This is a genomic window from Reticulibacter mediterranei (assembly GCF_016587455.1).
On record NZ_BNJK01000001.1, the window covers coordinates 631940 to 655204 of the forward strand.

Genomic DNA, 23265 nt, shown 5'->3' on the forward strand with positions numbered 1-23265 from the left:
CATGCAACGCGCAGAGGGGAGTACGCATGGAACAATCGGTGACACAGAAGGGCGTGGTGTCTCACTCTATTCTTACCTACTGGCAAGATGGCCAAGAACAGCGTCTCACCGTTGGGACAGCACAGTGGTACTCCTGGCTGGAACGCGCCATGTCATTTCGTTTCAGCTGCGCGAGCGGAGCCTTTACTGCCCAGAAGGCTCGGAGTGGCAATGGACGTGGTGGTTGGTACTGGCGGGCGTACTGCCGTCGTCACGGGCGACTCCTACGTTGTTACCTGGGCAAGTCGGAGGATCTCAGCCTAGAACGCCTATGCAATGCGGCACAGCAATTGTTGAATATCTCTGATAGCAATGAGCGACATGAGTTCGTGAACGCTCCATCGAGCAATCTCACCGCTGTCGTGCCAGAGGATACGCTGGTATTCACGAAGTTGTTTATACCGCGCCTCTCAAGGCAGCATATTTCGCGTCCACACTTGCTGGCACTGCTTGACCGCGCCGTGGAGACAAGTCTCCTGACGCTCGTCTCGGCACCGGCTGGCTCTGGCAAAACCACCCTCTTAGCTGAGTGGTCTGCGATGAAGCAGGACATGAGCGCGGGTCGCCCACAAGGAGATGGTGATGGCTCTTCATCTGCGCGTCCTCATCGTTCGTTGTCCATTTCCCATATCGCCTGGCTTGCACTAGAGAGCGCGGATGACGACGCGGTCCGCTTGCTGAGGTATGTGATCGCTGCGCTGGCTCACTTCGATCCACGTCTCGGCCAACAGGCGCGTACGCTGTTGCGCCTGGCACAAGGTGGCAATGTGGAACAGGTGCTCACGAGTCTGATCAACGATCTCGCCACCTATCTCACCCAGGATGTGGTCCTGATCCTGGATGACTATCACCTGATCACTACTCCGGCGATCCATACCCTGCTCCTATTTCTGCTGGATCATATGCCCCCACACCTGCGCCTGGTGATCGGCGCGCGCTCCGATCCGCCACTTCCGCTGACCCGCTTGCGTGCTCGTGGTCAGCTGAGCGAAGTACGTGGTGAGGATCTGCGCTTTGTTCCCAGCGAGGCCGCTGCGTTTGTGCGCGAGATGGGCATTGAGTTGAATGCCAACGACCAGCAAAGCCTTGAACAGTGCACTGAAGGGTGGATCGCTGGTATCCAGCTGCTCGCACTCGCACTGCGCGGACGTGCCAATCCTGCCGCACTGCTCAATACCTTTGCAGGCAAGCATCGTTTTATTGCCGATTACCTCAGTGACGAGGTGTTGCAGCGGCAACCTATCGAACAGCGCGACTTTTTGCTGCGCACCAGCATTCTGGAACGTCTCTGCGGCCCACTCTGCGACGCGCTTACCGGGAGATCAGACGGGCAGGCACAGCTTTCCGCACTGCGGCAGGCCAACCTGTTCATTAGTGCCCTCGATGAAGCTGAGAACTGGTATCGGTATCATCCACTATTTGCCACCGCCCTGCGCGAACGGCTGCAACGCCAGGAACCAAACATTATTGCTGAGCTGTACCGTCGTGCTGGAGCTTGGTACGAGCAACAGGACCTCCTGTTTCAGGCTGTCGAGTATACCCTCCGAGCTTGCGACTACACTCATGCTGCCGATCTGATGGAGCCGCTGGCACGCACTCTGGTCCAGCGTGGAGACCTGACAGCCTTGCAGAACTGGGCTGAGCAACTGCCCAATGAGGTGCTCTTTGCGCATCCGCGTCTCTGCCTGGCAACCGTATGGGTCTTCCTGTTTGATGGACAGGAAGTACGGATGCGTGAGATGCTGGCGCAGGTCGAGGGCTATCTGCGTGAGCACCAACATGAAAGCACGACACAAGAGTGGCGAGAACTGCGCGGTGAACTCCACATATTCGAAGCTCTGGCTGCGTTGCCGCACAATGATACCGACACTGCCATCAAGCAGGGCCGTGCAGCACTGGAAGTCTTGTCCGCCGACGCGCACTATTTGCGTAATCTAGCCTCGCTCAGTATCGCTATCGCCATGAGTGCCACTTATCGAGCCAACGGCGATATAGCTGCGGCAGAGAACGTTCTGGTCCGTCTCAACACAGAGCATATGGAGGGTTCCCATGTTCTGAGCATGATCGCCATCCACGACCTGACTGAGCTGTATCAAGCACAGGGACACCTGCACAAGATGGCACAGTACTACGAACATCTGCTGTCGCTATTCCCTGTAACCACTGAACTCCCACCATGGATGTTCTTCTCTGTCTACGCGAATTACGTGAGCTTGATGTATGAATGGAACCGCCTGGATGAAGCTGCAACCTCGATGGATCGCATTGTGCAGGCGCACAATCAAGGGAGTGGGCTTGAGTGGATATTCAGCCTGATGCCACTCCTGCGGGCCAATATCTCTCTTGCGCAGGGGCGCGTCGATGAGGCATTGCAAATGCTGCGCGAATTGGACAACATCATCAACACAGGAACGATCCCTCCACCGATACGAGCGCATGCTGATGCACAGCGGGCGTATATTTTGCTGGGTGCCGGGAGGCTGGAAGAAGCGCAGCGCTGGGTACATGAGTGCCACATGAGTGGCGACGATCAGATCAATGAGCAACTGGATACAGAACACTTCTTTCAGCAGATGACCCTGGCGCGAGCGTTGATCGCTCAAGCTCGCAGCGAACAGAACCCATACGGCCTGGCAGAGGTCCTGAAGCTGCTCGATACATGGTGCCATTTCAGCAAACAGCGCGGCTTCAACGGCTTGCTGATCGAGGCTCTCGCACTCGAGGCATTGGCATTTGAGGCATGTGATAATGTTCAGCAGGCATTGGCCGCCCTGAGACAAGCCTTGATACTGGCCGAGCCGGAAGGTTACATCCGCACCTTCGCCGACAAAGGAGAGCCGATGGCACGTCTGCTCACCAGCCTTGCAGCCCACCCTCAGCAACGAGGCACTATCACGCCAACCTATATTCACAGTTTGTTGGCGGCGATAACGCATGACAAAGCGTTCAAGCTTGATGGCTCGTCGTCTGTTCCCCGTCATTCATTGCCTACCACTCGTCACGCGCCACTCATTGAACCCTTGACACCCCGTGAGCAAGAAGTACTCACCCTCCTGGCCGATGGTGCCTCAAACCAGGTTATTGCCGACCAATTGACCATCACCCCCAACACGGCCAAGCGTCATGTCAAACATATCCTCGGCAAGCTTGGTGCCACCAATCGCGTTCAGGCAGTGCGGCGGGCACGCGAGCTGAACGTGCTCTCTCCACAACTGAAAGATACTCCCTGAAATACTCCCATCAAAAAGTGGAATAGTACTATCATGACGTACCCACCCTGCGCACAGAGCTTGAGCAGCGCTGGCTTCTCTGCTATACTTCCCACCATACAGTGTTGGGGAATTCCACATCATGAAATAGGGGCCTATGCCAAGGAGAGCAGCATATACTATTGTCTGGTCTGTCGAGGAAGATCTCTATGAACTACACGCTCCAGGAGATCATCAGGCATGGACACGCGAGGATGAGCGCTGGTTTTTCTGGCTAAAGCAGTGTCCTTCCTTCGCTTTTCAGGGTCGATCTGGTCATATCACCCTCCTCAAGGAGCGGAGGCGCTACGGGGAGGGCTACTGGTATGCCTATCGCACCTGCCATAGGCGCACCACGAAAAAATACGCCGGTCGCTCAGAGCACCTGACGTTCGCGCGTTTAGAGATGCTCGCCTCCGCCCTGGGAATCGGTGCCTCCTCCTTTCCTCAAGCAGGTGAACAGATCACTGAGTCCACACAGTCAGGCAGTTCCTTCCTCACCCCAAAAATCCTGGCACCACGCCTGCACGGTGCTCATATCTCGCGTGAGCACTTGCTGGCGCGCCTGAACGAGGGACTTGCGCGCCAGCTCACGTTGCTCTGCGCCCCCGCTGGCTCTGGCAAGACAACCCTGCTAAGCCAGTGGCTCGCCGCCTGCGATACCTCTACCGACACTGACGCGGTAGAACCTGTGGCCTGGCTCACCCTGGACGCAAGCGATAACGATCCCACGCGTTTCTGGAGCTATCTTATCGCGGCCTGTCGGATCGCCTGGGCAGATTTCGGTCAGGCCGCGCTGGCTCAACTGCAAAAACGCTGGCAACCATCCGTTGAGCCAGCCTCCCTTGAGGGTGTCGTGACAGCTTTTCTCAATGAACTGGCCAGCAGCAGTCAGCAACATATCCTGATTCTGGAAGATTATCATCTGATTACCGCGACCAGGATTCACGAAACGCTCAGTTTTTTACTCGATCACCAGCCAGCCACCCTCCACCTGGTCATCAGCACACGCAGCGAGCCAGCGCTGCCCTTACCCAGGCTGCGTGCGCGCAATGAGTTGAGTGAGATCCGCTCAACAGATCTGCGCTTCTCCCTGCAAGAGACGCAAGAATTCCTGCGCCTGGCCCGCGCGCCGCACTTTTCCGCGGCACACCTGCTCTCTCTTGATACCCGCTTGCAGGGATGGGCTGCTGGTCTGCGCCTAGCAGCCCTTACCCTGCAAAAATATACTTCTGGACAAGAGATAGGGCAGTTTCTAGCGGCGCTCACGGGTAGCCATAGGCCGGTGCTGGACTATTTCCTGGCAGAGGTCTTTGAGGCACAGTCCCCCACTCTTCAACGTTTTCTGCTCCTGACAAGCGGACTCAAACAGTTGACGGTCTCTCTCTGCAATGCCGTGACGAACAGAAGCGATAGTGAACATGTGCTGCATACCCTGGAACTGGCGAACCTTTTTCTTGAACCGTCTGGTGGCAGCGAACGCTTGTATCGTTATCATCCACTCTTTGCTGAGGCTCTCCAGTACGAGGCGCGTCAACGTCTGGGAGAAGAGGAGGCGCGGTCCGTGCTGCGCCGGGCCAGTCTGTGGTATGAGCAGCAGGAACAGTGGTCGGAGGCCGTCGAAAAAGCATTGCAGGCACAGGATAGCGCACGAGCGGTGCAACTGCTTGAACAGATCTGTGAACGCTCCTCTGTGCCACCCACTGGCGACGTATCTCTCCTGACGCATTGGTTTGAGCAATTGCCAGCCACCATGTTCCAGCAACGCCCGCGTCTCTGCCTCTATTATGCCACAGCCCTGTTGTATTCCCAGAACGGCGCGTCCTTGTCACCATCTCTGCTGGCTCAGATTGAACACCTGCTCCTGCTGGTGGAAGAGGGTTTGGGCGGGACGGGCGAGGGTCGCGAACAGGGACGACTCTTTGCCATGCGTGGCCTGATGGCCTGGCGCCAGCAGGACGCCAGAAAGGCACAGACATTTTCCGAGCGGGCGCTGGCCTGCTTAGAAGAAGACGATCTCTGGCATAGCATCGGCTTGAATGTAATTGGACAGATCGAATTCCTGGCTGGGCACCTGGATACCGCGCGCCAGTGCTTCCTCACAGTGCTGGCGCGTTGCGCGGCCAGCAACAATCAGGCACTCAAACGGGCGATGATAGGACGATTGAGCATGATCTGCGTCGAGCAAGGCGATCTGTACCAGGCCGCATCCTCTATGCGCCAGATGCTGGCTGAGGCCAGCCAACAGAAGGATCTGGACGATATGTGCCTGACACATCTGGGGCTGGCATGGCTCTCCTACCTCTGGAATGAACTGCCAGAGGCGGAACAACTGGCGCGGGAGGCGCTCCGCATAGGCGAGCAGCTGTTCCTGCTCTCACGCCGCATCAGCGCACAATTTCTGCTGACACTCATCCAGCACGCGCAAGGCCAGCCCAACACCGTGCAACAGTGTGCCGCTCTCGTACAACAGCTTCAGGAACACGAAGCACCTCAGCTTTATCGCGAACTCGCTTTCTGGCAGGCCTCCCTTTGTTTCCTGGACGGCGATCTCTCCGCCGTTAAACGTTGGAACGATCTTCGGCCACAGCGTTTGGCAAGGCCATCACTCGCCCTGCACGAACGGGAAGAGATGCTGCTGGCTCGCTTGCTGCTGGCCAGTGACAGACAGGCTGAGGCGTTGGATCTCCTGGAGCCCCTGCTAAGAGATGCCCGTGCGGCAAAGCGCACACAAAGCATCATGGAGCTTCAGATCGTCCTGGCCTGCGCTCACGCTCGCACGGAACAGATGCACGAGGCGCAGGATGCCCTGCGGGAGGCCCTGGAACTGGCGCGCGCAGGAAAATACATCCGTCCGTTCCTGGATGAAGGTGAAGTCATGGCGCGCCTGCTACGCGTGACCTTCACCCAGGTCCGCGAAAAGTCCCTCCAAGCCTATCTTCAGACCCTGCTGAGCGCATTCGTCCGGGAACCGTCGGCCTCTCATTTCTTGGCTGCTACCCTGCCTGGTGGCCCTCTTACCTCCAGGGAGCGTCAGGTCTTACACCTCCTGGCCGCTGGATACTCCAATCCTGCCATCGCCCAGGAACTCGTTGTCTCTGTTCACACCGTTCGTACCCAGGTCCAGAGCATTTATAGCAAGCTCAATGTGCATAATCGCCTCCAGGCAAGCGAGCTTGCGCGTTTGTTACACCTCCTGGAGCCTACCAAAAATCATCCACCATATCATGCAGTTGAGTGATGTGCCTGCCCTGCTCTATGCGCTACACTCTCCTCATGGAGCAGGGGAAGGATCTGAGTGAGCAGTTGAAACGGCCTGCGCTTCTCTCCCCTTTTTTAGAAATGTTATGAAATGAAAGGAAGTCCTCTCTATGGCTTCATCCGATAGGAGTAATCCTGAACAGAGAATGGATACAGATGTCATCATTGTGGGGGCGGGTCCCGTTGGCCTGTTCCTCGCGAATGAACTGGGCCTGGCTGGCGTGCGCGTAGTGATCCTGGAAAAACTGTCCACACGCAGCGGACAGTCGAAGGCAGGCGGGGTACAGCCTCGCACAGCGGAGGTTCTGGACCTGCGCGGCCTGCTCTCGGAGCTTCAGGAGCAGGCGCTGCCCCGCGAGGCGATTGGCGGTCACTTCGCCGGATTGCCGGTCCCGCTGGATTGCCGTCCCTGGAACACACGCTATCCTTACCCGCTGTCAATTCCTCAGGGGCGGATAGAAGCGTTTCTCGAAGAGAAACTGGCCCGGTATGCCATTCCTCTCTGGTGGGGACAGGCAATCATCAACTTGGAACAAGACGAGTCGGGTGTAACGGCCCTCGTCAGCGGTTCAACGGGCGAGACGCGCTTGCGGGCACGCTATCTGGTTGGCTGTGATGGCGGTCATAGCACGGTGCGTAAGCTCGTCGGCGTCAATTTTCCCGGCCGAGATGGCAAGCTTTCCATGGTCGTGGCCGATGTAAGGCTCGCCGGGGAAGCAGGAAAAGTACCCACGCGCATCAGGCATTTCAGTGAACATATTCAGCGCAATGGAAATGCAATAGGTATCCTTTCCCCACTCAGCGACGGCGTCAGCCGCATGATGTTTGGCGGCCCCGAACAGCAGGTGCTTGCGCGTGACGCGCCGATCACTGAAACTGAGGTGCGCACCGCTTTGCGTGCCTCCTATGGTTCCGATGTCGAGTTGCAGGAAATCCTGTGGGCGTCTCGCTTCAGCGACGCTTCGCGGCAGGTTGAGCACTATCAGGTAGGCCGCGTCTTCTTCGCAGGAGACGCGGCACATATTCACCTTCCCACCGGTGGCCAGGGTCTCAACCTGGGCCTCCAGGACGCGTTCAATCTAGGCTGGAAACTGGCCGCGCAGGTACAAGGCCAGGCACCCGCAGGACTCCTGGAGAGCTATCACACAGAGCGCCACCCCGTAGGTGCACGTGTGCTCCAGAACACCCGCGCGCAGGGCTTGTTGATGATGCTCCAGAGCGATGAGGACGGATCCGCCTTGCGCGGACTGTTTATTGACCTGATGCGCCTCTCGGAGACTAACCGCTACCTTTCAGGCATGATCTCCGGCCTCGATGTGCTGTATGCTATGCCGGGCGCAGATGCTTCGGCGTTGATTGGCCAGCGTATGCTCGATCTGGATCTGTACTCCCCAACCGGTCAAACTCGTGTTAGCCGGTTATTGCATGCCGGTCGCGGCCTGCTTCTTGATCTGGGTAATCACGACGATCTTGCTGCCATCACAGCCAGGTGGTCAGCGCAAGTAGACTACATACAGGCCAGCACGACCGCTGATTTTGCTACCAGTGCCGTTCTGGTCCGTCCCGACGGCTACATCTGCTGGACCGCAGAAAACGCCAGTCCCGACGTCGAGTCCGCGTTGCGCAACTGGTTTGGTCCATGCTAGCTCCAACTGAGCATTCCGGACTGCCGCTTAGTCGATTGATAGTAGTGGCCTCTGCCATCAAGCAATAGTCCTCGTCGTTGGGATGTATACAAGGCTCCGTGCCAGTCAATCATCTGCGCATCTAGAATGAGAATGGAAAAGTCGGTTCTTGCTCACCATTCTCATTCTACAGGCCAGGCACTGGCTACCAGCATTTGACAAATGGGAACATTCTGTGCTAAGCTCCAAACATCTTTTCAAACAGCTAACAACAAGGATCGTAATGCAACCATGATGAAACCACTTCACCTCTCCCTGACCTGCCTCATACGCGTCTTTGCTCTCTCTGTGGGCGTGTTCGCGCCGCATGCGGCGCGAATCGAGGAGTAAGCGGAGAGGCAAGCTCTCCCCACTGTTTCCCCTACCCAGGCCTATCCCCCTCTTTTTCGCACCGCACCCCCTCTTGAGACACGCTTGAACCCTTCTAGCATCTCAACGCCCTGTGCGTGTGAAAGGATTCCTATGTTTCCTCGCTTTTCCAAACGCCTGCGCACCTTCCCAAAGCTTGCACTGCTCATCAATCGCAACTACACCTTGTTGTGGCTTGGTGGTGCGATCTCGCAGATTGGCGATACGCTGTTCACGATGATGCTCATCTTATGGATTGGTACGCTGCTCCAGAATCAGAGCGCGGCCCCTCTCGCTGTCAGCGGCGTGGTGCTGGCCGCCGCGCTCCCGGCCCTGCTGATTGGCCCATTTGCTGGCGTGTTTGTGGACCGCTGGCCCAAACAACGAACGATGCGCATCATGGATGCGCTCAGGGCCGTGCTGGTGTGCTCCCTTTTGCCGATCAGTGGACCGCTCCCGCTGCCACTCGCTCTCAAGCTCACCATCATTTATCTCGTGGTGGCAGTCGTCAGTGGGCTGAGTCAGTTCTTCACTCCGGCGACCAGGGCTATCCTCAAAGAGGTGGTCCCGCAAGAACAGCTGACCCGCGCTTCAGCGCTGACCGTCGGGGCCACTACATTCAGCTGGGCCATCGGGCCTGCCTTTGCCGGCATCTGCTACGTCTCCCTGGGAGCCAGGTGGGCGATTGCCTTGAATGCGGCCTCGTTTGCCTGTTCCTGGGTGTTGGTCGGGCGCATGCGCGTATCTGCGGCAGAAAGGCGCGCGTCAGCCCAATCTACATCGCTGTGGAGCGTCTTGACTGAACTGCGCGAGGGGTTGCGATTCATCCAGGGCCAGCTCCAGCTCCGCACTCTTCTGCTTACCCAGAGCCTGTATTCCTTTGGATGGGGCATTGTGAGCGTCCTGGCTCTCTTCTACATCACCCAGAATATCCATGTGCCAATGAGCCTGTTTGGCCTCGTCAGCACCGCGCCACCCATTGGGGGCATCTTAGGGACCGTGCTCGTTGATCGTACGGCGGCCAAAGTTGGAGCGACCAGAGTCTATGCTCGCGCCCTCCTCTTTGCTGGGGTGATGGTCGTCGTCTCAACCGTCCCAAATCAGGTGTTCATCGACCTGGTGGGTTTCACGCTTATTGGCATCGCCACGATGCAGGCCGAGGCGCTGGTCGGCCCCCTGGTCCTCTTTGCCACGCCTTCGCCGTTGGTGGGGCGCGTCTTCTCCACCCTGGGAACCGTCACAACCCTGAGTTCATTGCTCGCCACGTTCCTCAGCGGGTATTTGAGCAGTACGCTGCTGCAAGGGGTCGTCGTCCATCTGCCCACAGGCGAACTGAACGCGACCAATCTGCTTTATATCGGGGCTGGGGTTCTCATCTTTATGGGGGGACTTCTCGCCTCTCGCCAGTTCAGAAAACTTCAAGAGCGTAACCACATGGAGATGACCTATTTGAAAACGGATAACCGAAGGAGCCAGCACAGGTAGGCAGCTCATCTTTGAAGTGATATACTAGGCGTACGGGTATTGATGAGTAGCACTGTTTCTCACGGAGCAAGGGGCAGCCTGACTGGGCGCAAAATCGGTAGAGCTACATGTTTTCCTGGTTCTACAGTCAAGGCTTCGCTATTTTGCAGAGAACAGATGTGAACATGCTGAATTTTGAGTAGGTCAGGTTCTTAACAATGACGAGGGTATTACCGGAAGTAACCGTTTATACCGGGCCTATGGGCGCTGGGAAAACGACGCGGCTCTATGGCAAGATGGGCGAACTAACTCACCTGGGCATTCCTTATGAGGCATATCGGCCGGGAGTGGATGTTCGGGACGTGGTGATAGCTCCTCGTGGCTATGCCGTGAGTGCAAACGCGGCTCTCACTCCAAACTGTACCACTATAGAATCGCTTGGTGATATTCCGATTGAAGAGCTGGTACTGCGCGGTATCAAGACGCTTTTTCTGGAAGAGTGGTTCATGTTTGGTTTTGATCGTCAGCGGCGGCCAATCTCAGGTCTCTATCGTGAAATCATGGGACGGTGGGCTTTGGCTGGTATTGAGCGAGTGTACGCGGCAGGACTTGATCAAGGCGCAAGCGGCAATCAATTTGGCTTGGTGGTAGATGCCCGGAGATATGGTGCAAAAGTGGTCGTGTGTACGGCCAAGTGTGCATATCCAGTGAATGGTGAATGCGATCCCAAATGCGGACGTGTCGCCCGCAATAGCCAAATCTATGATGCCCGTGACAACAAAGCATTTGACATGGAGACCTTACCTGACCTTCTGCCCGAAGGGTTGCGTCCAAATGATCGATATCGTGCCGTGTGTACGGAACATCTGCTGTTGCCCGCAGAACAGACAAAGCCATTTGACCCCATGCAGACCTGGTAGACTCCCTAGAAGAGGTTCCTAATTACGCTGGCTGTCGTGACGGTTGGCTTAACGCTCTGGCATATCGAATATGCCCCCTCCCTGGTCATCCTAGCTCTTCAGAAATTCGGTTTCAGCTATCTTCTCCCCTGGCCATAATTGAGCAATTCCCAGCAAAGGGTCTCATCAGGGCTTTCCAATTCTCCCATCTTGCGGGAGTGCAGAGGGCTGCCGCCCTCTGCCGGGGTGCGGGGTGTCCCCGCAAAAACCTTTTTTCTTCTCTTTTGCGCGCCGCCTGCGGCGGCGCGCGAAGGAGGGAAGGAAACTGGGGACACCCCAGACCCCGGCAGGGAGACCCTGCACCCCTTTGAGCGGAGAACTGGAAAGCCCTGAGGGTCTCATTAGAGGTCTTGCATGAGGTCTGCCTGCTCATATATACTATTTTTACCTAACTCATGCTGTCTTTGTCAGTGCTCTGTGTGAGCACGAACACTCACCTGGATGTGCCCATCAGGAAACCGAAGAGAGAGGAGAATTGTTCCTGTGATATCACCAGACACAACATCTACGCACATCTCTTCGTGTCCCCCCCTGATACCATCTGGCACCACATCGGTGCCAGCCTCTTCGTGCCTACCTCTCCCTCCAACTCCACTCATCGGACGCGAACACGAGCTGAGCACGATCCACCAACAGCTCCTGCGCAGCGAGGTCCGCTTGCTCACCCTCGCAGGACCCGGAGGTGTTGGCAAAACCCGTTTGGCATTGGCTGTGGCAGCGGCACTTGGAGAGACTTTTGCTGATGGCATCTGTTTCCTCGATTGTGCCTCCTTGCGCGATCCAGCTCTCGTTCCCTGCCTTCTCGCTCAGGCTCTTGGCGTGCCTGAGACCGCAGAGAAGTCCGGGATCAATCTGCTCAGTGAGCATCTTCACTCGCGAAGTATGCTGCTGGTGCTCGATAACTTCGAGCAACTGCTCCCGGCTGCTATCCACCTTGCTACTCTCCTCGCCACCTGTCCTGGGCTGAAACTCCTTGTGACCAGCCGCGAGCCTCTGCATTTACGCTGGGAACAGATCTTCCCAGTCGCTCCACTCCGGCTTCCCGACTTGCAACACCTTCCCTCTACTGAAAGCCTTGCTACGATCCCAGCTGTAGCCCTTTTCCTTCAGCGAGCACAGGCACTTCACCCTGGCTTGCGCCTGGCGGCAAACAATGCTCGTACCATTGCGACTATTTGCGCTCGACTAGATGGGCTCCCGCTCGCACTCGAACTCGCTGCGGCACGGCTCTCGACCCTCACTCCCGCCTCGTTATTGGCTCGATTGGAGCCGCGACTTTCCTTGCTGCGCTGGCCCGCCCCCGATTTACCCGCGCGGCAACAGACCTTACGTGCCACGCTTGATTGGAGCTATGATCTGTTGACACCCACCCAGCAAACTCTCTTCCGCCGTCTCGGGCTGTTCGCCGGTGGCTGGACACTCGACGCAGTTGAGTCGATTATCCAGGTGGAGGATGAGCGAGATGCTGAGAGCGTGCTCGATCTGCTTACGGCCCTTGTCGAAAAAGGGCTTGTGCAGGTTGATGAGCCTTCCGACGAAACCAATGGACCTCCCCGCTTCCATCTGCTTGAGACTATCCGAGAGTATGCGCTTCTCCGATTGCATGAAAGCCCCGAGGCACAACGCATGTTTCGTTGTCACGCCGTCTGGTTCCTCAGACTCGCTGAGCAGGCGGAACCGCATTGGGCCGGATCGCAGCAACTCCTATGGCTGCAACGGCTGGAGCAAGAGCGCGACAATCTGCGGGCTGCGCTGGCATGGGTCAGCACCCAGGCAGAGGCGGAGTTGGAGGCTCGCCTCTGTGCCGTGATGTGGCCCGTCTGGTGGATGCAGAGCCGCTTGACTGAAGGACAGCGCTGGTTGGAGGCCGCGCTCATGCGTGTAGCATCAGTTGAGCCAACCCTGCGAGCACAGGTCATGAACGGAGCAGCCAGCCTCACCTTCTTGCGAGGAGACTACCAGCAAGCCAACACTCTCTATACAGAAGTGCTCTCGGCACGCCGGGCGCAGGGCGATCCATTAGGGATTGCCTACGCTCTCAACAATTTGGGGATGGTCGCCATGGAGCAAGGAGATCTCGGCCGGGCGGCAACTCATCTTCAAGAAGGTTTAGCACTCTTTCGCCAGCAGGGACAAACTCATGGAACCGCCTTTGCCCTCGACAACCTTGGTCGGGTCTGGCTCTATGAGGGAAAAGACTCCCAGTCAGAGTCGGTGCTCCAGGAGGCATTGAGCTTGTGGCATGCCCTCGGCAATACACAGGGGAGGGCAGGAACTCTCAATGCTCTTGGTGTGCTTGCTGCTCATCGAAGAGATGCTGCACAAGCCGCTGCGCTCCATCTGGAAAGCCTGGCTCTCTTGCAGGAGGTGGGCAATGAGCACATGATCGCTCGTTGCTTAGAAGGTCTCGCTACCATCACTGCAACATCGCAGGCAGCAGTAGCTGCCTGGCTCTGGAGACTAGCTGAGCGTCTGCGTGACCGCGCAGGAGTTCCGAAGACGCCTGCCGAGCGCCTGTACTATGAATATACCATGACTGCTGTGCGCGACCAACTTGATTTAGACAAGTTTCCTTCTGGGCAGGCGGATGAGGAGAGCGCACTCACATTGGATCAGATCATTCTCGACGTACAGACGCGTGTTGAAGCCTTGAGAATGAGCACTGGGAACTTCGCGCGTTCGGCATCGCAGAAAAGTTCCACTCCACGTACCACCTCCAGGAATCCTTTGAGCACGCGCGAGCGTGAGGTCTTCCGGCTAATGGCGCAGGGCCACACCAACAAGGAAATCGCAGCCACATTGGTCATCGCAGAAAGCACCGCCAAATTCCACGTGCTCTCGATCTTGCATAAACTGGGAGCAACCACGCGTGCCCAGGCGATTGCTCTGGCTGCGCAGCGCGGTCTTCTCTAACCATTTCCAAAGATGAGACTCTTTTCACCTCTCCAAATGGAGAGGGCGGTCTTGGATGGCACACTCAACTAAAAACTCTCCGCCTGGGCAGGGTCAGACTCCCTTTTGTGTTCCATACTCTTCCTTGTAGGATCGTTCCATGGTCCTGAAGCACATCTTAAAGATATGAAAGGAAGAGAATACAGATGCCACTCGATCCACAAGCCCAGGCCCTTTTGACGGCTGCTGCTGGAGCACCACCCCTCAATACGCTTTCCCCTGCCGCTGCTCGTCAGTTCATGCGTGAGTCGTTAATCCCGCTGGGAGGCGAGCCAGAGCCTGTTCACATGGTCGAGGACCGCGAGGTCTCCGGGCCACAGGGAACAATTCCCGTCCGCATCTACACGCCAGAAGGGCAAGGGCCATTCCCTGTGCTTATCTTTTTTCACGGCGGTGGCTGGGTCATCGGCGATCTCGATACCCATGATGCCATATGCCGTTCGCTCACCAGGTCCGCCGGATGCGTGACTGTTTCAGTGGACTATCGCCTGGCCCCAGAACACAAATATCCTGCTGCACGAGACGACTGTTACGCCGCAACGAAATGGGTTGCGGAGAACGCCAGGAGCTTCAACGGTGATCCCGAACGTCTTGCTGTCGGCGGTGATAGCGCCGGAGGGGGCCTGGCCGCAGTAGTCACGTTGATGGCGCGTGATCAAGGGGGACCCCATCTCGCTTATCAGTTCTTGATCTATCCTGTCACCGATTACTATAAGCCTGGTACTCCTTCCTATCAGGAAAACGCCGAAGGCTACTTTCTTACACGCGATGACATGATCTGGTTTTGGGATCATTATATGTCCAGTGAAGAGGCTCGACATCCCTACGCCTCTCCCTTGAGGGCAGAGAGTCTGCATAGTTTGCCGCCTGCGATGGTCATCACCGCCGAGTTCGATCCACTGCGAGACGAAGGAGAGCAGTACGCTACTCGTTTGAGAGAGACCGGTATATCTGTCGTCAGCATCCGCTATCCCGGCCAGATGCACTTGTTTATGAATATGGCTGGAGCCATTGATCAGGGAAAACGTGCACTGGCAGACGTGAGCACTGGCCTACGTTTCGCCTTTCGTTTCTAGAAAAGAGAGAATCATGAAAACATCATCGGTATCAGGAAGGCTCCCAGATTCGCGAGGTGAGCAGACAGACGCAAAGCGGTGGGTGGCGTTAGTCCTCGTCAGCATGGCCTTATTCATGGATGCACTTGACGTGTCTATCGTCAATATGGCCCTGCCCAACATCCAACGCGATCTCCATCTCACTACAACGGACTTGCAATGGGTGCAAGGCATCTATGTCCTCACCTACGCGGGTCTGCTATTGCTAGGAGGGCGCGCCGCTGATCTGCTTGGCCGCCGTCGCATCTTTCTCATTGGCGCAACGCTCTTTGGATTAAGTTCCTTCATCTGTGGGCTAGCAACCAGCGGATGGATGCTGATTCTAGCACGAGGGATGCAAGGGATAGGTGCGGCACTCACCGTCCCTTCGGCAGTCTCGATTATCACGACGACCTTTCCAGAGGGGCCAGAGCGCAACAAAGCACTGGGCATTTTTACCGCGACGGCTGCCTCTGGTTTTAGCTTCGGGTTGGTGTTCGGTGGTGTGCTTACCGGCCTCATCAATTGGCACTGGGTATTCTTTGTTAATGTCCCTTTCGTCCTGTTGATCCTCTTGCTTTCGCGCGTGGTGATCCCTGCGGACCGGAGAGTAGCAGGCTCACGATCCTACGATATTGCAGGGGCAGTCATGGTCACGGCAGGATTGCTCCTGTTGGTCTACACGATCACACAGGCGAACGAGAGCGGGGCGACCCTTCTGAAGACGGCTGGACTTTTTGCCCTGGCGCTCTTGATCCTGGCCGGCTTCATCGCCATCGAGCGGCGAGCCAGTGTGCCTCTGGTCCCTTTGCGCATCTTCCGTTCGAGCACCACGTGTGCGGCCAATCTTGCCTCACTCACCCTGTTGGGCACGTTCTTCGGCTTCCTGTTCATCACCACACTGTACTTGCAGAATATGCTCCACTACTCACCGGTGCTTGCAAGCCTTGCCCTGTTGCCAGGGAGCATTAGTTCTGCCCTGGTCTCCCAGTTTGTCGCACCCTGGCTAGTCAATCGTTTGGGCATGCGGCTAACGAGTGGACTGGGCCTGCTGTGCCTGACGAGTGGCATTGTGCTCTTCGCGAGATGCGGGTTACATGATGACTATGTAGGGGTCATTCTGCCGTCAACGTTGATCGTGATGGGACTCGGGATGGGGATTGGCTACCCTGCGCTTGCTATTGCAGCAGTCAGTGGCATCGCGGAGACAGAGCAAGGTCTGGCCGCTGGTTTACAATCTACGTCACTGCAAGCTGGTGGCGGATTGTGGCTTGCTATCACAGCAGCGGTGGTCACGACAAGCACAGCCTCGCTCCTTCGTGCTTCAACAACAATCCCACCACTTGCCGCGCAACTAAGTGGCTTCCACGTGGGACTGTTTGTCGTTGCAGCGGGCGCTGCGGCAGGGGCGCTGATTGCACTCGTAGGTATCCAACAGCGATCTGGAACACTGTCGAATGTCTCCAAGGAGAAAACTCTTCATTGACGCAATGTGAACCAGAACAGGAAGACGGGAGGAAACATCGTCCCTCTGCAAAAGCAGAAGATCCTGGCGAACATATGCAGGAGTGACTATTTCACTCCTGCATATGTTCGCCAGAGAAGCCGTGTCCTGGTGACTACGATCCTCACCTATACACAACAGATAGCCCAGGCATTGCAATACGCTCATAACCGGATTTGATCCATCGTGATATCAAGCCAGAGAACTGCCTGGGCGCATACTCGATACAAACCACTGGTAAATTGCAACACAGCCAGACTACCCACCAGTAAACTCTCACCAGGGGCAGAGTAGCCAGAATGGAGAGCATAGGCTACCCTTTGTGGAAAATGACCTCTTCTACCCCTTCAGTCATCTGAAAAGCGAATTGCGCGGCGGTAAACATGACAGCACCCGTTTTCTGTTGTATCGCACGAGCCAGTCCCGGAATATCAATGATCCTCAGTCCCTCCTGGAGCCAGGGGATTGTCGCCAGGGTGAGCGTCTCCTGCTCATCGCCCTGGTTGTCTCGCAGAACTTTATGGTAGGTCGGCGGGATCTGCTCGTCCATATCCAGCCCACTATGCAGCATCTCCGGCTTCTGATGCACCGCCACGCTGTCTATCTCTCCATTAAACAAACACAACAGTACATCCGGGGAGAGGCGATCCATACGCAACAGGTCCAGCTCTTTCCCGTTTGCATCGCTTGCATTGACCAGCAATCCGGGCCAACCAGACACCACATCCGAACGCAACAGGAAACCGGTCACAGCATCAAACGGCATAGTAGCCGGACTGGTAGACATGTTTGCCTGATTTTGATCCTGTGCATACGCCGCCTCCGAGACGCGGCCAATACTAAAGGCTCCATCCAGCAGACATTCCATCCAGAGGTGATCCACCCGAAAGAAACGAATCGCTTCCTCGGGCAATATACGTTCGTCGGGCACCAGATAATTGAATGGCACCCCTCGCAACAGGCTGAGGTCAGTGAACCAGGCGCTAATAGCAGCAAACAGTTCGCTCGGGTCCACCGATTGAGGCTGAATGGGCAAATGAGCGTGCAAGATCTGCTGTTCTGCCTGCCGCAGCAGTTGTGCATGCATGCGTTTCCAGAGGTACAGATTGATCGCAAACTGCTTGCTTTGTAAGGCCAGCAAACGCCCCAATTCCCAGGCGGCGGCATATGAAATATCGAACAGGCCATTGGCGGGGTTGTAACGCACCAGTTCATCAGCGGCACGCACAGGGAGAGTCAACTCAGTTGTTATATCCACTGGAACCAGCGGCCCATGATACCAGGAAACACTCTTCCCCACCAGTCGAAACGTATGTGGAAGCAGCGTATAACCCATCGCCAGATAACGTTCCACCGCTGCATTGTCGTTCTTGGGGAGCCGCAACGTGCCCGGATTGCGGTCAAGGTGCATCAATAGGCCCTTAAAACTCTGTTTCTCATCGACACAGGCAAAGCTCCAACTTTTCAAGCTCACCAGCCGAATTAAATCGTCGTCGCCTGCGCCCTGGTAATCGAACCCTCCGTTGCTGTACCGTCCCTCAAGCGAGACCAGATGAACGGTGCTGCTTCCTCCACGGACTGGCAATCTACTGCCAATGACCACAGCCAGTTCGTCTTGAGAGCCGTCTGCATGCAATCTCACCCGCACGTGAGTTAGCAGGGCCAACGCATCCAGCGTAGGCAGTAATGTCTGCAACACCCCTTTTTTGATATCGATCACTGTTGCCTGATCATCTGCCTTCTGCCCCGTATTCAATTGTAGATCGGGAAATCTGGCTCCGCCGGTTGGCGGATGCATCAGGTCGCCCAACTGCACAATCTGCGATTCGGGCTTCCCTTGATCCTCAAACAGCAAGAGCGCCAGCCAGGGCACATCCTCTCGTGTCGGATCAGCCTGCCGCTCCCAGGGCAGTGTACTGCGTGTGAAGGCAATATGCGGTAAGACGTTGGAATGCTCCCCCAGGCTCCCCTCGGGCGGAAAGACGGCCTGAATGTCCTGGGGATTGAAGGTGAAACGCTCACCGGAGATGGCAAAGTGCTTTTGCGTACTGAACATAGCCTTCTGATTTCCGGGCAGCGTGATTTCCTGCGTCACGGTGATAATATAGTCATCAACCACCAATCCTGGCTGGTGAAACTGCACAAACTCAATTTTCTCACCTATATCGACGTTCGTGTCTACCATCTCTCGCCTCCTGCAAAACGCCTCAACCGGCCTTCTCTATCTGTGGCGCAAACAAAAAATCACTGGCGACCTCTCCCGCAATGGTCGCATCAAGATCAATCGTTTCCAGGTTCACCCCTAGCGCCTGACATAGCTGCTGTCTGGCCGCGAGGGTTGCCGCATCAACAATACTACTACTAATCCGCTGCCTGCGCCCCGCTTCGTCGAGCGTCTCCGCCTGGAACGCGACGGGATCCTGTTCCCACTCATATGCAGCCTGAATGTTTTCCGGGTCATACTGCAATTTCCCGGGATCAACCGGCGCAGTCTCCCCTGGCGTAGCCTGCACCGCTGGCCTGATCTCAAAGCCAGAGAGCGCATCAACAATAAAGCGCTGCCCATTGAGATCCGGCGGCAACAGATATTGTCCCTGGCGCACATATTGGCCCCAGAGCGCAGTCGGCACGTTTTTTAACACAGGGGTATAGGCAAAATCGCGCTCCACATGCAGTCCATTTCTGGTAATCGTGATGGTATGCATGCAGGCAAATTCGCTGGTTTGCACTCCCACTGGGCCAATAGCAGGCGCTCCAATGGCCTTTGTCTTTACCCCCTGCGACGCTACCTGTACCAGATCGCCCTGTGGGGATGCAGCGCTGAATGGTATCAAGCGTACCCCGGTAGCATCGTCGAGATAGGCAACATGGCTGACTGTGAGGGCACTGGTATTGATCTGCGCGCCAGAAGATGGCACAACGGCATTCGTCACCAGCACAAAATTCTTGGGGTTTATCACGCCAAGATCCTGCGCGTCCTGCCCCTGCTTGCCAACCAGCCCATCCGTAACGGCAATGCTACAAATTGCGTTATCGGCAGGCAAAAATGACTGTTTAAAAATCGGCCACTCAATGGGCGAGAGTTGTTGGGCCGCGCTTCTGCCAAACGAGATATCGAACGAAATAATATCAAGGTTGATATGCGCCTGACCTGAAAATTCCGGTCCCCAGATATGCAGATCGGCCCCCACGTCAAAGGTGAGATGATGCGTGCCAAAGAACTGGAACGTATAGGATGCCCCCAGATTCACATGTGCGGTGGCATCGTAGTGAAAGGGCTTCCAGGCAAGAATGAAGTCGGCTGAAAGATTGAACCACGCTCTGAGGTTGCCGCTATTCCAATTTGCCTGCACACGCAATCCTGCCATCATGGCCGCTGCCGTTAACGCAAAATATGCCTCGCCCTTGATGCTCAACTCGCTATTCACCTGCCAGTTATAGCCCAGGCGGGGCACGCGTGGATAATAGTCTGGTGCGACGAAATTCGGATGATAGCCGCCCAACGTCTGCACAAACTCGCCAGCATGCTCACCAGCGAACCAGGTGTAAAAGGCAAAACCGCCCGTCAACTGACAGGCTCTATCGATAAGATAGGAGGCCGAGGTCAACTGAGCGCTGACTCCCAGAAAGCCACGCGCGGGCACAAAGCTGGCTTTCACGGCCATCTGCACGACCGCAACAGGCGTCACTGGTGGAGTACCTGGCACTGGCGGGGGCTGGATCATCGTCGAAAGGCCCAGAACATTGATCTCAAGTTGATTGCCAAAAGCCACCGCCAGCAGCACAAAGGAATCAATGATCTTGAAGGAAGTGAACTTGATGCCAATGGCGAAAAAGTTCTGTCCCAGTTCCGGGTGAATATAGAGCGCGAGCTTTGCCAGCACCTCGGTCAGATCTTTCGTATTCTGTGGAGGACTGGCCCCATTCACAGCCGCCGTCACAAGCGGGAACTGCGCGATCTGATCAACAGGCGGCACCAGCAGCGCGCGATTATAGCCAAAGCCTGCCGCCAGTCCAGTCACGAAAAAGAAGGCCGGTCCACCCAGAGGATAGTCCAGAATAGCGTAAATAAACAGCGACGGGTTATCCAGCACGGCATATGATCCAAGCGCCGATAACGTCAGGCTGGTCGTTTTGATGACGGCAGCTCCATCGTACTCGTCATATGCTTTCCCGTTGAGCATACCCTTGCTGTGCAAGAAGGCACCACCAATTTCAGCAGCGCCGCTGCGATAATCAATGCCCAGGCCACGCAGATCGAATTGTGGGGCGAATATCTTGAGGGGCGAACCAAACGAGAGGCCATCGAGAGAGAGCGTAAGGCCCGCCAGCGAAAGGGAGGCGTCGAGTAAAAATTGGACGACGGCATCCTCGTATTTCACCCCTACCCGATTGAAATTCACCGGCCCGAACGCCTTTTGCAGCGTGAACCATTTAACGTTATCCGCAGCCGTCACGCCTGCCACCGGGGGACTGGCAACGGCTGGCGGAGGTGTTGCGGGAGTGTTCTGATTGACTATCGGAGCAGCCAGAATTTGCGGTGTACCCCCAAACATAATCGATGCCGAGAAATTCAGCCCCGCCCGTAAATCCGTTCCCGGCAACTTCGTAACACTTGTAGGGATCTGGCTATTGAGGCCCATCACGTCGCTCTGCTGTACGCTATTGGATGCCACCAATATCTGCACATTGTTAACAGTGATTGTCTGGTCGGTTGGAAGTGCCTGACCAACCAGAGGCAGGTTAGAAAGCGAGGGAAAATCAACGCTAAGATCCACCCCGAACAGGAAAGTTGTGACAGCGGCACCGTTCTGGCCCGTATTGCTCTTGCGATAGACAAACAGCACATCTTTAAAGTCAATTTCCAGGCCATCGGGAATGTATTGCGCGATATCGGTAGAAAGCGGGGCGATGAGATCTTCTTTGACCTTGATCTTCTCTCCGCCCTGCTTGTCGTAGGTGGCAATCAGCGAGGTGGAAGTGTTGCTCTGATCGAAGCGGAGCGTGAACTTACGTGAGCCAACCATGACATGTCCGCCAATAGTCCTGTCGTAAGCTGCACCATCCTTTCTCACCTCGATGGTAACAACAATATCTACATCCTGGCCTTCAACAACAAATTTCCCCTCACACGTAAAGAGCAGGTTGCTTGTTTTACTAGCTGGATCAGTGCCACTAGATGTAGTGCTAAATGTTAATGATATATTCTGTAAGGTGATACCACGAAGGGCATCGGGCAGATGTAAGTCAAACTGCTGACTCAATGCAATGATAAACGCCCCAATATCAATTGCACCCGGCTCGGTTTTGCAGACAAATAACCACGTTGAGCCACTTTTTTCGGCGTTGAGATCAAAATTAATGCCACCAACCCCAATCACCCCTGCAATGCTCCCGTTAATTTCTCTTGGCGGGAGTGCGGCCTGGTTAAAAGGATTCATAAGGTTAAGCGAAATCTGTGGATTCGCAATCTTCAGACCATAGATATCACATTCTGCATAAAAAGCGACATCGATGAGAATCGCCGATACAGTTTGATTGATGGGATTGAAATCGACCTCAAAGAGATTGAGTCGAAGGTCATTGATGGTGAGCAGCGCGTCAGGAAGGCTTAACTCGCCAAATGGTGTATTGATTGGTAGCCCTGCAATATCTGCAATACTCTGGAGATAGAGAACGACCTCCATTGTCAGTATCCAGTTGTCTTGCTTATTCTCTGGAATGCGCACGGCAAGAGAAATAGAGGCATCATCTTTTACCTTGATCGCGCCAAAAACTGTGAGCGAAAAGCCCGGATTCGCCACATTGATAAACATACGCAGGCCGACTTTATCAAGTGTAAAGAGGTTGCCGACCTCAAAAGGATAGACTGATCCTAGCTGAAAGGCCAGACTGCTTATCTTTCCGGCCAGCGGGTTAAACTGGATCTCAATAGCCGAGAGAGAGAAGACAGGAATCTGGTGTAACTGATCAGGAAAGATGTCAGCAAAAGATGGAACCCCTATCGCGCTGCCAATATTGGTGCCTTCGAGAAAAGCGATGAGATCCTGTAGCCCGGATGAGAGGAGCAAAACCGAATCGATGGTTAATGTCCAGTTATTGGCAGAAAGTACACCACCTAGCGGAATCTGTATCTTTGTGTCGATCAAGGTGCTGCCAATGGCGATCTCGGCATACATACTGAACGTTATTCTGTTATCAGCATAGACGCGTAAGAACTCAAAGCCAATCTTATTGAGAGCCAGCCCATTTGCCGACAGAGAGGTCAGTTGAGAAGAGGATTGCAACAGTCCAAAGTAGATTTCACCTCTCTCAGAATCGAACACGAACGTCACATTCTGAAAAGTCATCCCTAACAGTTCGCTCAGGTTAGTAAGCTCATTCGCTGGTAAGATTTGTTGTGCCCTGATCGTAGAGAGTTGGAAAGAAGGAAACAAGCCTTGTAATTGAAATTGGAATGTGTCTGTTGTGATAAAATCAAGGTAGAGAGTTACCCCATCTATAGCCGTTGAGAAAAGATTTACATTTCCCGTAATGGTAAAATTTTTGCTCCCATCTCCATCTGGTGTCACCTGTGCAGCATTGATGGGCAACTGAGAAATCCCAAAAATTTGCAGCACTTGGGAAAATGCGGTGGACTGATATGTGGTATCATCCATCGTTAACGTGTCGTTGCTAATCAGAACATTTGCCATGCTATGGCCCACCTTC

10 protein-coding genes are annotated in these 23265 nt (G+C 55.4%); 8 read left to right on the plus strand and 2 right to left on the minus strand.

Translation table 11 applies throughout. The annotated features are described in order from the left end of the window. Window positions 1-26 precede the first annotated feature (26 nt). The 8 genes from K3T83_RS03035 to K3T83_RS03070 all read left to right on the plus strand — a co-directional run bounded on the left by K3T83_RS03035 (window position 27) and on the right by K3T83_RS03070 (window position 16536). The gene (locus K3T83_RS03035) at window positions 27-3269 is read left to right on the plus strand and encodes a winged helix-turn-helix domain-containing protein (RefSeq protein ID WP_220201500.1); all 3243 of its coding nucleotides are present in this window, start codon (window positions 27-29) and stop codon (window positions 3267-3269) included. Between the two features lie 136 nt (window positions 3270-3405). Next, window positions 3406-6528: a winged helix-turn-helix domain-containing protein gene (locus K3T83_RS03040; RefSeq protein WP_220201501.1), complete on the plus strand. Its 3123-nt coding sequence runs from the start codon at window positions 3406-3408 to the stop codon at window positions 6526-6528. A 130-nt stretch (window positions 6529-6658) separates the two neighbouring features. Next, window positions 6659-8194: an FAD-dependent monooxygenase gene (locus K3T83_RS03045; RefSeq protein WP_220201502.1), complete on the plus strand. Its 1536-nt coding sequence runs from the start codon at window positions 6659-6661 to the stop codon at window positions 8192-8194. 501 nt (window positions 8195-8695) lie between these two features. Next, window positions 8696-10066 carry an MFS transporter gene (locus K3T83_RS03050; protein WP_220201503.1) on the plus strand — a complete coding sequence of 457 codons (1371 nt, stop codon included), beginning with the start codon at window positions 8696-8698 and terminating at the stop codon, window positions 10064-10066. A 197-nt stretch (window positions 10067-10263) separates the two neighbouring features. Continuing rightward, window positions 10264-10965 carry a hypothetical protein gene (locus tag K3T83_RS03055; protein WP_220201504.1) on the plus strand — a complete coding sequence of 234 codons (702 nt, stop codon included), beginning with the start codon at window positions 10264-10266 and terminating at the stop codon, window positions 10963-10965. Between the two features lie 522 nt (window positions 10966-11487). Continuing rightward, on the plus strand, window positions 11488-13917 hold the full coding sequence (locus K3T83_RS03060; protein ID WP_220201505.1) for a LuxR C-terminal-related transcriptional regulator: 2430 nt from the start codon (window positions 11488-11490) through the stop codon (window positions 13915-13917). A gap of 185 nt (window positions 13918-14102) precedes the next feature. After that, complete coding sequence (lipP1, locus tag K3T83_RS03065; RefSeq protein ID WP_220201506.1) at window positions 14103-15032, plus strand: LipP1 family hormone-sensitive lipase; 930 nt, start codon at window positions 14103-14105, stop codon at window positions 15030-15032. A 13-nt stretch (window positions 15033-15045) separates the two neighbouring features. Then, window positions 15046-16536: an MFS transporter gene (locus tag K3T83_RS03070; RefSeq protein ID WP_220201507.1), complete on the plus strand. Its 1491-nt coding sequence runs from the start codon at window positions 15046-15048 to the stop codon at window positions 16534-16536. 331 nt (window positions 16537-16867) lie between these two features. Here K3T83_RS03070 and K3T83_RS03075 read toward each other — a convergent pair whose 3' ends face one another. Both K3T83_RS03075 and K3T83_RS03080 read right to left on the minus strand, forming a co-directional pair. Next, window positions 16868-18739 (minus strand): hypothetical protein, encoded by a 1872-nt coding sequence (locus K3T83_RS03075; RefSeq protein ID WP_220201508.1) that lies wholly within the window; start codon window positions 18737-18739, stop codon window positions 16868-16870. Between the two features lie 22 nt (window positions 18740-18761). Further along, a complete protein-coding gene (locus tag K3T83_RS03080) occupies window positions 18762-23249 on the minus strand; it encodes a DUF6603 domain-containing protein (RefSeq protein ID WP_220201509.1) in 4488 nt (1495 codons plus the stop codon). Window positions 23250-23265: the final 16 nt, after the last annotated feature.